This is a genomic window from Streptomyces sp. NPDC002328 (assembly GCF_042890065.1).
In the GTDB taxonomy this organism is placed as follows: Bacteria; Actinomycetota; Actinomycetes; order Streptomycetales; family Streptomycetaceae; genus Streptomyces.
On the sequence record NZ_JBIARQ010000023.1, the window covers coordinates 85,410 to 99,521 of the forward strand.

Sequence of the window (14,112 nt, forward strand, 5' to 3'; positions counted from 1 at the left end):
GCCGACAAGGCTGGGCCACAGAAGGAGACGCCGCACGTGCAAATGTCATGGACTCATCAGACTCTGTCTCGCCGCCGCGCGGTGACGGCCGCCGCCGGTCTGGCCGCCGGCGCCCTGCTTCCTCCGGCCGCGGCACCCGGCACCGCTTCCGCCGCTGCCCCGGGTCCGGACCTCGCGACCGCGGCGGCCTACACGAACCCGGTGATCTGGCAGGACTTCGCGGACATCGACGTCATCCGTGTCGGTGACGCCTTCTACGCCTCGGCCTCGACGATGCACTACTCGCCGGGTGCGCCCGTCCTGCGGTCGTACGACCTGGTGAACTGGGAGATCGCCGGCCACTCGGTGCCCGTGCTCGACTTCGGCGCCAAGTACGACCTGAACGGTGCCCGCGGCTACGTCAGAGGGATCTGGGCGTCGTCACTGGCCTACCGGCCGAGCAACAGAACCTTCTACTGGCTCGGCCAGATCGACTTCGCCCGGACGTACGTCTACACCGCCACCGCCGCCGAGGGGCCATGGAACAGGCTGACGACGATCAGCACCCCCTACTACGACGCGGGGCTGCTCGTCGACGGTGACGACACCCTCTACGTGGCGTACGGCAACACCACCATCAGCGTGGCCCAGCTCTCGCCCGACGGCCGCACCCAGGTCCGCACCCGGCAGGTGTTCACGACACCCTCGAGCGTCGGCACCCTTGAGGGCTCCCGCTTCTACAAGATCAACGGGCAGTACTACATCTTCCTGACCCGCCCCGCGAACGGCCAGTACATCCTCAAGTCGTCGAGCGGCCCCTTCGGTCCGTACACGATGCGGCAGGTCCTCCTCGACCTGCGTGGACCGATCCCCGGCGGCGGCGTCCCGCACCAGGGCGGGCTGGTACAGACGCAGAACGGCGCCTGGTACTACATGGCCTTCGTCGACGCCTACCCCGGTGGCCGGATGCCCGCCCTGGCACCCGTCACCTGGACCTCGGACGGCTGGCCGGTCGTGCAACTCGTCGACGGCGCATGGGGCACCTCGTATCCCCGCCCGGCCGTGCCCCCTCCGCCTCGCCCGGTGGCCCCCATGACCGGCGTCGACACCTTCGACGGGCCGGCCCTGAAGCCTCGATGGGAGTGGAACCACAACCCGGACAACACCAAGTGGTCGGCCGGCAACGGGCTGACCCTGCGGACCGCGACCGTCACCAACGACCTCTACTGGGCCCGCAACACCCTGACGCACCGCATCCAGGGCCCCACCTCCACCGCCACGGTCCAGCTCGACCACTCCGCGATGCGGGACGGCGACCGGGCCGGACTGGCGCTGCTGCGTGACTCCTCCGCCTGGATCGGCATTCGGCGAGACGGCGTCGTCCCACGGCTGGTGATGGTCAACGGGCTGGCCATGGACGGCAGTTGGAACACCACCAGCACCGGCGGTGAGGCCGCGGGCACGGCCGTCTCGGGCAGCCGCGTCTGGTTGCGCGCGACCGCGGACATCCGCCCCGGCACCGGACGCCTCGGCACCTTCTCCTACAGCACCGACGGAACCACCTTCACCCGCCTCGGACCGGCCTTCTCCCTTGGCAACGACTGGCGGTTCTTCATGGGCTACCGATTCGCCCTCTTCAATCACGCCACACAGGCACTCGGCGGCGCGGTCCGCGTCACGCGGTTCGAGCTGTCCACGCCCTGAAGCGGCCCACCGATCGCGTCACGCCTCGAGGAGGTTCACCGACCGCACGACGAACCCCCCACCCCCCTCACGAGGAGAACCATGAACCCGCTGAAACGGCTCGGCTGTCGCCGAGCCTCGGTCCTCGGCCTGCTGGCCGCGACCGTCCTGGTGACGCCCGGGACGGCAAACGGCGCGCCCGAGGCGGTGAAGGCCTCGACCCTGGGCGCCCAGGCGGCCCAGTCCGGACGGTACTTCGGAACCGCCGTGGCCGCGAGCCGGCTCGGCGACGGCACCTACACCGGCATCCTGAACCGTGAGTTCAACTCGGTCACGGCCGAGAACGAGATGAAGTGGGACGCGACCGAGCCCTCCCGCGGCTCGTTCACCTTCGGACCCGCCGACCAGATCGCGAACCGCGCGCAGGCTCGCGGTCAGCGCCTGCGCGGCCACACCCTGGTCTGGCACTCCCAACTGCCCGGCTGGGTCAGCTCCATCAGGGACGCGAACACCCTGCGCGGCGTGATGAACAACCACATCACCACCGTGATGAACCGCTACAAGGGCCGGATCCACTCCTGGGACGTGGTGAACGAGGCCTTCGCGGACGGCGGCAGCGGCCAGATGCGCAGCTCGGTGTTCCGGGACGTGCTGGGCACCGGCTTCGTCGAGCAGGCGTTCCGCACGGCACGGTCGGCCGATCCTGCGGCCAAGCTCTGCTACAACGACTACAACATCGAGGACTGGGGGGCCGCCAAGACCCAGGGGGTCTACCGCATGGTCCGCGACTTCAAGTCGCGCGGCGTGCCCATCGACTGCGTCGGCCTCCAGGCCCACTTCGGCACCGGCGGCCCGCCTGCAAGTTTCCAGACCACGCTGTCGAACTTCGCCGCCCTCGGTGTGGACGTCCAGATCACCGAACTGGACATCGCGCAGGCGCCGCCGACCGCGTACGCGAACACGGTCAGGGCCTGTCTGAACGTCGCACGCTGCACCGGCATCACCGTCTGGGGCATCCGCGACAGCGATTCCTGGCGTGCCTCGGAGAACCCGCTGCTGTTCGACCGGGGCGGCAACAAGAAGTCCGCGTACAACGCGGCCCTGACGACGCTGGGCGGCACACCCACCGCCACCCGCACCACGCCCGTCACCACCAGCGGCGAGCCCGGCGCCCCGCGCAGCGCCACCAACGCCGCTGCTCTGCCCAGCCGTTACTCTTGGAGCTCCAGCGGCCCGCTGATCTCGCCGAAGCCGGACTCGACCCACAACATCGCCGGGATCAAGGACCCGACGGTCGTCCGGTACAACGGCAAGTACCACGTGTTCGCGAGCACCGCCGGCTCCTCCGGCTACAACCTGGTCTATCTGAACTTCAGCGACTGGTCCCAGGCCGGCTCGGCCACACACCACTACCTGGACCGCACCGCCATCGGGTCCGGTTACCGGGCCGCACCGCAGGTCTTCTACTACGCGCCGCAACGCCTGTGGTACCTCGTGTACCAGACCGGCAACGCCTCGTACTCCACCAACCCCGACATCAGCAACCCGAACGGATGGAGCGCGCCGCGCCACTTCTACTCGTCGATGCCCGACATCATCAAGCAGAACATCGGCAACGGCTACTGGGTCGACATGTGGGTGATCTGCGACAGCGCCAACTGCTACCTGTTCTCCTCCGACGACAACGGACACCTGTACCGCTCGCAGACGACCGTCGGCCAGTTCCCGAACGGGTTCACCAACACCGTCATCGCGGCCCAGGACTCCAAGTACGCCTTGTTCGAAGCGAGCAACGTGTACAAGGTGCAGGGCAGTAACCAGTACCTGCTGCTCGTCGAGGCCATCGGATCGGACGGCCGACGCTACTTCCGGTCCTGGACCTCGGGCAGCCTGGCCGGTTCCTGGACGCCCCTGGCCGCGTCCGAGAGCAACCCGTTCGCACGGGCGGGCAACGTCTCCTTCCCCTCGGGCGCCTGGACCCGGGACATCAGCCACGGCGAGATGATCCGAGCCGGCCACGACCAGACACTGACCATCCCCTCCTGCCGGCTCCAGTACCTCTACCAGGGCATGAACCCCAACGCGGGCGGCGACTACAACCTCCTCCCATGGCGGCTCGGCCTCCTGACCCAGACCAACTCGACCTGCTGACGGACTGTGCCGTGGGAGCGCTTCCGATGGGAGCGCTCCCCGCGCCCGCCGCCGGCCTTCGGACGCATCCCTGTCAGAAAGCCGAGGTAATGCCATGCGCCGCAGACTTCTCGCCCTGTTGGCAGCGCTCTCCTCGCTGCCGCTGGCGCTCACCGCCGCGCCGTCCGCCCACGCGGCCGACCCGACGACCATGACCAACGGGTTCTTCGTGGACCCCGACTCCAGCGCGAAGCGGTGGGTCGCCGCCAACCCCGGCGACGGCCGGGCGGCCGCGATCAACGCTTCCATCGCCAACACCCCGACAGCACGCTGGTTCGGCTCCTGGAGCGGCACCATCGGCACAGCCACCGGCGCGTACGCGGGCGCCGCGGACGCCCGCGACAAGCTGCCCCTCCTCGTCGCCTACAACATCTACCACCGCGACTACTGCGGCGGTCACTCCGCGGGCGGAGCCTCCTCTCCGTCCGCCTACGCGAACTGGATCGCCCAGTTCGCGGGCGGAATCGCCGGCCGCCCAGCCGTCGTCATCCTCGAACCGGACTCCCTCGGGGACTACGGCTGCATGACACAGGCCCAGATCGACGAACGCGAGAGCATGCTGACCGGAGCACTCACCGAGTTCAACCGTCAGGCCCCCAACACCTGGGTCTACCTCGACGCCGGCAACCCGGCCTGGGCGAGCGCGGCGACCATGGCCACGCGCCTTCACGAAGCGGGCCTCCGGCAGGCACACGGTTTCTCGCTCAACGTCTCCAACTACCTGACCACAGCCGAGAACACCGCGTACGGCAACGCGGTCAACAGGGAACTCGGCGCCCGGTACGGCTACACCAAACCGTTCGTCGTGGACACCAGCCGCAACGGCAACGGCTCCAACGGCCAGTGGTGCAACCCCTCGGGCCGCCGCATCGGCACCCCCTCCCAGCTGGGCGGAGGCGCCGAGATGCTCTTGTGGATCAAGATCCCGGGCGAGTCCGACGGCAACTGCGGCGTGGGCACCGGCTCCTCGGCCGGACAGTTCCTCCCGGAGGTCGCCTACAAGATGATCTACGGCTACTGATCCAGGGCCGCTCGGACGCGGGTCCGCGGGCCGAGGTCGACCGCACCCGAGAAAGGCGCGGACCGGCCTCGGCCCTGACGTGAGGTCAGCCCCAGTTGAGGAAGGCGGTGCCCCAAGCCTCGTTGAGGGCGTCGAGGGTGCCGTACTCGTTGTTGAGGTGCCACATGATGAGGGCCGGGTGGCCGCCGTAGCGGGCGGCCAAGTCCTCGGTGACGGCGGCGGCGTAGCGGCGGTAGGTGGCGCTGGAGTGCGAGAAGTGCTGCCGGCCGCCCCACCACTCGGTGCGGCCGTCCTCGGTGACGGGCAGGGTGTCGGGGTGCAGCCGGCCCATCCAGGGCGGGGGCGAGGAGGTCGGGGTGGCGAGGACGACGCCGATGCCGTTCGCCTGCCCGCCGAAGAGGAGGCGGCCCCGGCTCGCATCGCTCAGAGCGGGCATCAGGCGGGCTCCCCGTACTGCGCTCCGCGTCCGTTGGTGGAGATGTAGACCCGGCCGTACGCGCGCGGGTCGCCGGTGATGGCGGCGGAGCGGTAGATGGCGTTGAAGTGCGGCAGGTACATGATCGCCTGCGCCACGGCCCGCACCCGGGGCCGGACCACGCTGTCGATGAGCAGCGCGAGGGGCGATGGGGATCGGGCGGTCTCGCTCCTGACCGCGGCCCCGCCGTGAAAGCCGGGGCGGTTCCTGTTGCGCTGGAGGGGAGACAGCGCTGCGGCCCGGCCGACGTCCTGACGGCCGGTGCCGGGCGGGCTGGACCTCGTTGAGCGGCCCGCCACCCGTTCGCGGACGAGCCAGCCCCGTCATTCGAGACCCGCCGACCCCGACACGTGCCCCGTGAAGTGCGGCACGGAGGCGGCCCACATCGGCGGCCGCACCGCGGCTGCTGGCGAGCGGGGACGCGCAGGCCCCGGCCCCGGCCGCTCCGGCACCCCGAACGCACCAGCCGGAGCGCCGTGGAGCAGGGGCCGATCTAGGCTGGAAGCAGCCGCTGGAAACCAGCCCTGACGGGCACGGCTGTCCGGACGGAGGCGTGGTGCGTGGAGATGGCCGACAAGCAGGATGCCCCCACTGCCGCTGTCGTGGTGGACCCGGACGGCATGGTGAGCGGCTGGAGCGAGGGGGGCCGGCTGCTGCTGGGCTGGACGGCGGAGGACACCGTCGGGCGCCCCGTGACCGACCTGCTGGTCGATCCCCCGCCACCCGGCTTCCCCGAGGGCTACGGTGCCGGCCCCGACCCCACGGGGTTCATCCCCCTGCGCCACAGGAACGGTTCCACGGTCGACGCCGTGGTGACGACTCACCCACTGCTCGGCCCCGACGGGCGGGCGCTGGGCCACGTGGTGACCATCCAGCGTTGGGGACGCCGTCCGGTGATCGCCGACCGAGCGTTCGAGCAGTCTCCCTTCGCCCTGGGTGTTTACGACCCTGAGCTGCGGTTCCTGTGGATCAACGCCTCCTCGTGCCGGGTGATCGCGCACTCCGAGGAGCAAGTGCTCGGCAAGAAGTACCGCGAGGTGCTTCCCGAATTCGACCGCACGTTGTTTCCCGAAAGGGACGACAAGCCCTACACCGACGCGCTCGCCCAAGTGGCGAGGACGGGCGAGCCCACGCGTCTGATCACCGTCTTCCGCCCGCGCGGCAGCGACTACGCCAACGCCTGGGCCACCAGCATCTGGCCCGTCCGGGATGCCGAGGGCAGGGTACGCGGGATCGCCAACTGGGGATTCGACATGAGCGCCGAGTACTGGGCTCGGCAACGCCTGCTCATCCTCAACCAGGCCAGCGGCGGCATCGGCCGGACACTCGACGTGATCGGCACCGCCCAGGAACTGGCCATGACCCCGGTGCCGAAATTCGTCGACCTCGTCAGCGTGGATCTCTTCGACGAGGTACTGCACGGAGAGGAACCGCCCTCCGTGTCCGCGTTCGCGCCCGGCGAGACGATCAGGCTCAGCCGTGCCGCCCAGCACAGCGCGAAGGACGGCGCCGACCGGGCTCCCGGGCCCACGAAACCCGTCACGCACCGACCCGGTTCCGTCGCCGCCCGCTGCATGGCCACCGGCAGGTCCACAGTCGAGCTCGCAGCTGACCCCGGCCAGGGCGGCGAGTGGGCCTTCGGGCCTGGGCTCGCCGCCGACCCGGCCCACTGGCCACCGGGCAACCCGGTGATCGACGAGTCCATCGCCGCGGACGGGCTGACGGGCCGGATCACCGTGCCGCTCCGGGCGCGCGGCGCGCTGCTCGGCGTCGTCGCCTTCTCCCGCCTCGACCGGCCCGAGGCCTTCACCGCCGACGACCTGATCCTCGCCGAGGAGCTGACCGCCAAGGCAGCCGTCGCCATCGACAACGCCCGCCGGTACTCGCGCGAGCGCTCGACCGCGCTGACCCTGCAACGCAGCCTGCTGCCGCAGGGACTGCCGATCCAGGAGGCGGTCGACGTGGCCTCCCGCTACCTGCCCGGCGGGACCGAGGCGGAAGTGGGCGGTGACTGGTTCGACGTCATTCCGCTGTCCGGCGCCCGGGTCGCCCTGGTCGTCGGCGATGTCGTCGGTCACGGACTGCACGCCTCGGCCAGCATGGGCCGGCTGCGCACGGCGGTCCGCACCCTGGCCGATGTCGACCTGCCGCCGGACGAGCTGCTGACCCACCTGGACGACCTGGTTCTCCACCTCGCCAGCGACCTCCAGCCCGGCAGCCACTTCCAGCCCAGCGGCGAGTCCGGCGCCACCTGCCTGTACACCGTCTACGACCCTGTCTCCCGGCGCTTCACGCTGGCGAGCGCCGGCCATCCGCTGCCGCTGATCGTCTCTCCGGACGGCACCAGGACACCCGTAGCCGCACAGCCGGGACCGCCGCTCGGCATCGGTGGGCTGCCTTTCGAGGCCACCGAGCTCGAGCTGCCCGAAGGCAGCCTGCTCGCCCTCTACACCGACGGGCTGGTGGGAAGCCGCGAGCACGACGTCGACCAGCGGATCACCGAACTGCAGCGGGTCCTGGAACACTCGGCCACCTCACTGGAGGCCCTGTGCGACACGGTGATGGACGTCATGCTCCCCGAACGCCGCACCGACGACGCCGCCCTGCTGCTCGCTCGCACTCACGCGCTGGATCCCCACCACGTCGCCGACTGGGACATCGAGCCCGACCCCGCGCAGGTACCGCGCGTCAGGAAGTTCGCCGTCGACCAGGTCGACGCCTGGGGCCTGGAGGAGGCGGCCTTCGTCACCGAACTGGTCGTCAGTGAGCTGGTCACCAATGCCATCAGATACGGCGAGCCGCCGATCAGGCTGCGGCTGATTCGCGATGCCTCCCTGATCTGCGAGGTCTCCGACGCCAGCAACACCGCTCCGCACCTGCGCCGGGCCCGCGCCTTCGACGAGGGCGGCCGGGGCCTGTTGCTCGTCGCCCAGCTCACCCGAGGGTGGGGCACCCGGCACACCACCAACGGCAAGACGATCTGGTGCGCGCAGCCCCTCCCCCCAGTCTGAGCCGCACTGACATCCAAGCCCACGGACCGTCGCCGGCCGCGCGGCAGGGCACGGCAACGGGTCCTTCCCGCCGACGGGGGGTGTTCCGATCCCGCCCATGAGCCGCGCCGCAAGGGGGCCTCCTTGCACAGCCCCAGTCCGAGGAACCCCCTCACTCAAGATCCGGACCATTCCCGGGCCAGAGATCCAGCCAAAGTCACAGCAGGCACTGTTTGCGCTGGTCAGCGATGTGCTGCCCTCGACCGAGCCCGGCTTGCGTGCTGACTCCCAATTCCTCCCACGACTGCACCCCTCCTGACCAGTGCCTTGACTGACGCGCTGCCACTCGTTCATGGACTGCTCGATGAGACGGTTCGCCTGCTCTCGACCGTCCCGCCGACCGGGACTGCACCGACTGCCGGCGCGCCGCCCGCGGCAACGACACCGCGTCAAAGGAGGAGTGGCTCGCCACCCGCCGCGCCGAGGAACGGCGAGCCGCCGCAGAGTGGGTCGAGCAGTTCGACATGCCGTCGTTGGAAGGCCCCGAACGGGCCTTGGACTGGGGCGGATGCTCCCGCCACCGGCTGATGACCGACGCACACACCGCGCTCGTCATCGAGGGCACCTGGAACGACGCTGACTGGGCGGAACTGGAAGAGAAGGCACGCGCGGTCAGTGAAGCAGGGTGGTGGATCGACCAGCGCGAAGCAGACGGCGCGGACCTGATCGATCTCCTCGACTCCGCGACCGAGCGCGGCCTCGGCACCGAGAATCCCTTCCGTTGAGCCCTACCGGCGCAGCAGTCTCCACTCCCCGCCGACAGGGCGTCGGATCCCTGTCTCACAGTTCGCTCCCGTCGCTCCTCCGACCTCCGTTCCAGAAGCCCGTCCACCGTCTTGTCCCCAAGGCAGTTTCACCACCCCGGTTTCCAGAACGATGTCGGGGCAGCGAAAGAAGCCCGCATCAGCCTTCGCCGAGCATGGGGTGCGCTTCACCGGACTCGACCCGGCCGACCGGTTCCCGAAGGCCCTGCCCCTGCTGGCCGAACTTCGACATCGCCAGCGTCTACGCCGCAGTCAGCGGCTGACCGAACCCAGGACTCGACAAGAGCCCGAGGCCGTCTCCCTCGTACCGACCGTCACTGGCCCTCCTACGGCAGCCCCGGCCTGACATCTTCCTCGGCTACGGTGCGCCGGTCGAAGACGGATGCGCGAGGGAGTCAGTTGATGAACACGGTGGGGGCCACGACGGGCGCGGGCCCGATGAAGCGTCGTCTGGGTGTGTCGGACGCGGTGGTGATCGGCCTGGGCTCCATGATCGGGGCCGGGATCTTCGCCGCGCTCGGCCCGGCGGCCGGCGCCGCCGGATCCGGGCTGCTGATCGCCCTGGCCTTGGCGGCGGTCGTGGCGTACTGCAACGCGACGTCCTCGGCACGGCTGGCCGCCCTTTACCCGCAGTCCGGGGGCACCTACGTCTACGGGCGGGAGCGGCTGGGCGACTTCTGGGGCTACCTGGCCGGCTGGGCCTTCGTCGTCGGCAAGACCGCGTCCTGCGCGGCGATGGCTCTGACCGTCGGCGCCTACCTGTGGCCCGGCCAGGCTCACGCGGTGGCCGTGGCCGCCGTGGTGGTGCTGACGGCGGTGAACTACGCGGGGGTGCAGAAGTCGGTGCTCCTCACCCGGTTCATCGTCGCGGTCGTCCTCGTTGTGCTCGCTGCCGTGGTGGTCACCGCCCTGACCTCCGCCGGCGCGGATGCCGCGCGGCTGGACATCGGCTCGGACGTCACCGTCGGCGGAGTGCTTCAGGCGGCGGGCCTGCTGTTCTTCGCCTTCGCCGGCTACGCCCGCATCGCCACCCTCGGCGAGGAGGTCCGCGACCCTGCCCGGACCATCCCGCGGGCCATCCCGATCGCGCTCGGCATCACCCTCGCCGTCTACGCGCTGGTCGCCGTCGCCGTCCTGACGGTGCTGGGGCCGGCCGGGCTGGCGGAGGCCACTGCCCCGCTGTCGGACGCCGCACGGGCCGCGGGCGCCGGCTGGCTGGTGCCCGTCGTCCGCGTGGGCGGTGCCGTCGCCGCGCTCGGCTCACTCCTCGCGCTGATCCTCGGGGTCTCCCGCACCACCCTGGCCATGGGCCGCGACCGGCACCTGCCACACACCCTGTCCGCTGTCCACCCCCGCTTCGGCGTTCCGCACCGCGCCGAACTGGCCGTCGGCACCGTCGTCGCCCTGCTCGCCGCGACCACCGACGTGCGCGGCGCGATCGGCTTCTCGTCCTTCGGCGTCCTGGCCTACTACGCCATCGCCAACGCCTGTGCCTGGACCCTCACGCCGCGAGAGGGGCGGCCCAGCCGGCTCGTCCCCGTCACCGGCCTGGCCGGCTGCGCGGTCCTCGCCTTCGCCCTGCCCTTGAGCACCATCGTCTCCGGCACCGCCGTCCTCGTCCTCGGGGCTGCCGTCTACGGGCTGAGAAGGGCCAGGACCCGCAGCTCCCGCCCCTGACAGCGGCCCCGCGCGCGCCCAGCTGCGTTCCTGTGCAGGTCAGTACAGGGTCCGGACGGCGTACATGGTGCCGAGGGTGGCGGCGAGGGCGCCGAGCAGGAGGCGGAGCGCGGTTTCGGGCAGGTGGGGCTGGAGGCGGGCGCCGAGGTAGCCGCCGATCAGGCCACCGAGGCCGCAGGCCAGGCCCAGCCACCAGTCGGGTGCGACGGGTCCGGAGCTCGCCTGAGCCAGTGCCGCGTAGGCGGCGGCCCCGGCGACGGAGGTGGTGAAGGTAGCGGCGAGCGTGGCCGGTGCGACGCGGGCCATGGGCATGCCGCGCGCTGCGAGGACGGGCCCGAGCAGGGAGCCGCCGCCGATCCCGTAGATCCCGCCGACCACCCCGACCGTCAGGGCCAGGGCGGCGAGGACGGGCGGCGACGGCTCGGCCGCGCCGGGACGCTGCCGGTCCGGGCGCAGGGTGCGCCAGCACAGCCACGCTCCGAGCGGCAGAAGGAGGGCGGCGACCAGGATGCGGAAGACGCCGGGGCCGGGGAGGGCGAAGACTCGGACGGCGGCGCCGGCGAGGACGCCGGGCAGCGTCCAGGTGACCAGGCGCCGGGCCAGTCCGCCGCGCAGAGCGCCGTCGCGGCGGTAGCGCCAGAGGGCGCCTGGCCCGGCCACCACGTTGAACAGCAGGTTCGTCGGCGTGACCGCGGGACTCGGCACACCGAGGACGCTGAGCTGGACCGGCAGGAGGAAGACCGCCCCGGACACGCCGACCGGAGCGGTCACCGTCGAGATCAGCAGGCCGGCCGCGAAGCCGGCCCAGATCGTCCACTCCACCACTGCCCCCCGCCGCTCCTTGATCGCCCCGTCAGTATCAACGGACCGGGCCTCGCAGGCGGGTGCGGGCAACGAGATGTTCATGAGCAGCAGGTGCAGCCCGCCGTGCAGTCGCACGCGTCCGTCTCGGCCGCAGCCCTGGGGGCGGGGTGCGCGCGTGGGCGGTGGGTGCACAGCAGCCCTTGCCCGGCGTCGCGGCCTTCCTTGTCGGCGAGGGCGGCGGTGACCGGGGTGGCGACGGGGGCGGCGACGAAGTACATCGACGCCGCCGTCACCCAGGTCCGCGCCGAGGGCCCACGAGATCCGGGACGAGGACAATGCCCGGCTCTCCCCGCTCAAGCACCGCAACCTCAACGTGCTCGGCCGCTACAGCTTCACCGCCTCCACCCCGGCCGCCGGCGCCCTGCGCCCGCTGCGCGACCCGGACGCCCCGGGGCTCGACGAGGACGAGGACGGTATGGAGAGCCTGACCCGGGCGCCGGGTCAGCTGCCGTAGGCACACCCGGCGTCGGCCTTCGCCTCGGCGGGGGTCTGGGCCGGGTCTGCGGCCTGTTCGTCCGGGGTGCAGCAGGCCGTGGTGCCGCAGCAGGTATCGGGCGAGGCGTCGGCCTTCTGAAGGGTGTCGGCGTCGGCCTTGACGACGTAGACCTCCCAGGGCTCCTTGCCGGGGCCGTGGACCCACACCTTGTCCTGAAGGGCGTAGCAGCAGGAGGTGTCGGCCTCCTCGAAGGTGGCCAGGCCCGCTTCCTTCAGCCGTTCGGTGGCGGCGGTGACCTGTTCGGTGGAGGTGACCTCGACGCCGAGGTGGTCCAGGCGGGTGTCCTCGCCCGTCTCACCCTCGATGAGGACGAGCTTGAGCGGGGGCTCGGTGATGGCGAAGTTGGCGTATCCCTCGCGACGCTTGGCGGGCTCGGCGGTCCGCGAGCCGCTGGGTGGGGAGGCCGCGGCCGAGCTGTCGCGGATGTTCAAGGCACTGTCGGACCCGATCCGGCTGCGGCTGCTGTCACTGATCGCCTCGCATGAGGGCGGCGAGGCGTGCGTGTGCGACCTCATCGGCCCGTTCGACGTCTCCCAGCCCACGATCTCCCACCATCTGAAGGTGCTGCGGGAGGCCGGGCTGGTGGGCTCGGAGCGGCGCGGGACCTGGGTGTACTACTGGGTGCTTCCCGAGGCCCTGGCCAAGCTGTCCGCCCTGCTCCAGACGCCGGCCGTGCCCGCGCGGATCCCCGCGTGAGCGCGCCCGCGCCGCTGCTGCGGCGGGCGGTTGTCGAGGGGCTGGGCACGGCCGCGCTGGTCGCGGTGGTGGTCGGCTCCGGCATCCAGGCCACCGAGCTGACCCGCGACGTCGGTGTGCAGTTGCTGGCCAACTCCCTGGCCCGTCTTCGGCCTCGGCGTGCTGATCGCCCTGCTGGGACCGGTGTCCGGGGCGCACTTCAACCCGGTGGTCACCCTGGCCGCCTGGTTCACCGGCCGCCGGACCGGCGAAGCTCCCAACCTGCCCGGCGTCGCCGCGTACGTACCCTCGCAGATCACCGGGGCGATCGCGGGGGCGGTGCTGGCCGACACCATGTTCGGCAAGCCGATGGTGCACTTCTCCACCCATGACCGGTCCGCCGGCCACCTGTGGCTCGGCGAGGTGGTGGCCACCGCCGGGCTCGTCTGGCTCGTCTTCGGCCTCGCCCGCGCGGGCCGCGCGCACCTGGCGCCGGTCGCGGTCGCCTCCTACATCGGGGCGGCGTACTGGTTCACCTCCTCCACCTCCTTCGCCAACCCGGCTGTGACGATCGGCCGGGCGTTCACCGACACCTTCGCCGGCATCGCCCCCACCGCCGTGCTGCCGTTCATAGCTGCCCAGCTGCTCGGCGCCGCCGTCGGTCTGGGCCTGGTCGCCGTCTGCTTCGGCCGTCCGGCCACCGCGGGCGAGGACGAGGTCGTCGTTCCCCGCGGCAGGCCGCAGCCCGCCGCCCCCGCCCCTTCCTCTGAAGAAAGCACACTGACCTGATGAGCACTTCCGCCACCCCGTCCGTGCTGTTCGTCTGCGTACACAACGCCGGCCGGTCCCAGATGGCCGCAGCCTTCCTCACGCACCTCGGCGGCGACCGCGTCCAGGTCCGCTCGGCCGGATCCGCTCCCGCCGACACCGTCAACCCGGCCGTGGTGGAGGCCATGAAGGAGGTCGGCATCGACATCGCGGCCCAGACCCCCAAGGTCCTCACCGTGGAGGCGGTGCAGTCCTCGGACGTGGTGATCACCATGGGCTGCGGCGACACCTGCCCGTACTTCCCCGGCAAGCGGTACCTGGACTGGCAGCTCGACGACCCGGCCGGCCAGGGCGTCGAGGCGATCCGGCCGATCCGCGACGAGATCGAACAGCGCATCCGCCACCTGCTTGCCGAGCTCGGCATCGAGGCTCGTACGTAAAGGCCACGGCAACGCCCGGCTGCACCTGCC

At 71.3% G+C, this 14,112-nt stretch carries 12 protein-coding genes and 3 pseudogenes; 10 read left to right on the top strand and 5 right to left on the bottom strand.

What is annotated here, in order from left to right:
- The first annotated feature begins 42 nt into the window (after nt 1–42).
- The 3 genes from ACFYX4_RS36100 (at nt 43) to ACFYX4_RS36110 (ending at nt 4,873) form a co-directional block, all read left to right on the top strand.
- Nucleotides 43–1,683: a glycoside hydrolase 43 family protein gene (locus ACFYX4_RS36100; RefSeq protein WP_389342924.1), complete on the top strand. Its 1,641-nt coding sequence runs from the start codon at nt 43–45 to the stop codon at nt 1,681–1,683.
- 81 nt (nt 1,684–1,764) lie between these two features.
- A complete protein-coding gene (locus tag ACFYX4_RS36105; RefSeq protein WP_389342862.1) occupies nt 1,765–3,813 on the top strand; it encodes a non-reducing end alpha-L-arabinofuranosidase family hydrolase in 2,049 nt (682 codons plus the stop codon).
- Nucleotides 3,814–3,907: 94 nt separating this feature from the next.
- Nucleotides 3,908–4,873: a glycoside hydrolase family 6 protein gene (locus tag ACFYX4_RS36110; RefSeq protein WP_389342865.1), complete on the top strand. Its 966-nt coding sequence runs from the start codon at nt 3,908–3,910 to the stop codon at nt 4,871–4,873.
- An 88-nt stretch (nt 4,874–4,961) separates the two neighbouring features.
- Here the strand turns inward: ACFYX4_RS36110 and ACFYX4_RS36115 are convergent.
- A pseudogene (locus ACFYX4_RS36115) lies at nt 4,962–5,309 on the bottom strand (beta-galactosidase); the annotation flags it as partial.
- Complete coding sequence (locus tag ACFYX4_RS36120; protein WP_389342936.1) at nt 5,309–5,446, bottom strand: hypothetical protein; 138 nt, start codon at nt 5,444–5,446, stop codon at nt 5,309–5,311. The gene ACFYX4_RS36120 and the pseudogene ACFYX4_RS36115, both read right to left, overlap by 1 nt.
- Before the next feature lie 468 nt (nt 5,447–5,914).
- Here ACFYX4_RS36120 and ACFYX4_RS36125 point away from each other — a divergent pair, with 468 nt between their 5' ends.
- The 3 genes from ACFYX4_RS36125 (at nt 5,915) to ACFYX4_RS36135 (ending at nt 10,839) form a co-directional block, all read left to right on the top strand.
- A complete protein-coding gene (locus ACFYX4_RS36125) occupies nt 5,915–8,359 on the top strand; it encodes a SpoIIE family protein phosphatase (RefSeq protein WP_389342868.1) in 2,445 nt (814 codons plus the stop codon).
- 566 nt (nt 8,360–8,925) lie between these two features.
- Nucleotides 8,926–9,123, top strand: a complete 198-nt coding sequence (locus tag ACFYX4_RS36130; RefSeq protein ID WP_389342871.1) for a hypothetical protein — start codon at nt 8,926–8,928, stop codon at nt 9,121–9,123.
- Between the two features lie 441 nt (nt 9,124–9,564).
- Nucleotides 9,565–10,839, top strand: coding sequence for an APC family permease (locus ACFYX4_RS36135; RefSeq protein ID WP_389342874.1), 1,275 nt, complete (start codon nt 9,565–9,567; stop codon nt 10,837–10,839).
- A 39-nt stretch (nt 10,840–10,878) separates the two neighbouring features.
- On the opposite strand, the gene ACFYX4_RS36140 is transcribed toward ACFYX4_RS36135, so the two are convergent.
- Nucleotides 10,879–11,661: a sulfite exporter TauE/SafE family protein gene (locus ACFYX4_RS36140; protein ID WP_389342927.1), complete on the bottom strand. Its 783-nt coding sequence runs from the start codon at nt 11,659–11,661 to the stop codon at nt 10,879–10,881.
- 80 nt (nt 11,662–11,741) lie between these two features.
- Nucleotides 11,742–11,936 carry a hypothetical protein gene (locus ACFYX4_RS36145; protein ID WP_389342939.1) on the bottom strand — a complete coding sequence of 65 codons (195 nt, stop codon included), beginning with the start codon at nt 11,934–11,936 and terminating at the stop codon, nt 11,742–11,744.
- On the opposite strand from ACFYX4_RS36145, the pseudogene ACFYX4_RS36150 reads away from it, so the two are divergent.
- A pseudogene (locus ACFYX4_RS36150) lies at nt 11,911–12,157 on the top strand (Tn3 family transposase); the annotation flags it as partial. The gene ACFYX4_RS36145 and the pseudogene ACFYX4_RS36150 overlap by 26 nt on opposite strands.
- Here the strand turns inward: ACFYX4_RS36150 and ACFYX4_RS36155 are convergent.
- A complete protein-coding gene (locus tag ACFYX4_RS36155) occupies nt 12,145–12,630 on the bottom strand; it encodes an ArsI/CadI family heavy metal resistance metalloenzyme (protein ID WP_389342877.1) in 486 nt (161 codons plus the stop codon). The pseudogene ACFYX4_RS36150 and the gene ACFYX4_RS36155 sit on opposite strands and share 13 nt — an antisense overlap.
- Between ACFYX4_RS36155 and ACFYX4_RS36160 the strand changes: the two genes are divergently transcribed.
- The 3 genes and pseudogenes from ACFYX4_RS36160 (at nt 12,533) to ACFYX4_RS36170 (ending at nt 14,082) form a co-directional block, all read left to right on the top strand.
- Complete coding sequence (locus tag ACFYX4_RS36160; RefSeq protein ID WP_389342880.1) at nt 12,533–12,895, top strand: ArsR/SmtB family transcription factor; 363 nt, start codon at nt 12,533–12,535, stop codon at nt 12,893–12,895. The genes ACFYX4_RS36155 and ACFYX4_RS36160 overlap by 98 nt on opposite strands.
- A pseudogene (locus tag ACFYX4_RS36165) lies at nt 12,892–13,663 on the top strand (aquaporin). Before ACFYX4_RS36160 ends, ACFYX4_RS36165 begins: the two are co-directional and overlap by 4 nt.
- Complete coding sequence (locus ACFYX4_RS36170) at nt 13,663–14,082, top strand: arsenate reductase ArsC (protein WP_389342883.1); 420 nt, start codon at nt 13,663–13,665, stop codon at nt 14,080–14,082. Before ACFYX4_RS36165 ends, ACFYX4_RS36170 begins: the two are co-directional and overlap by 1 nt.
- Nucleotides 14,083–14,112: the final 30 nt, after the last annotated feature.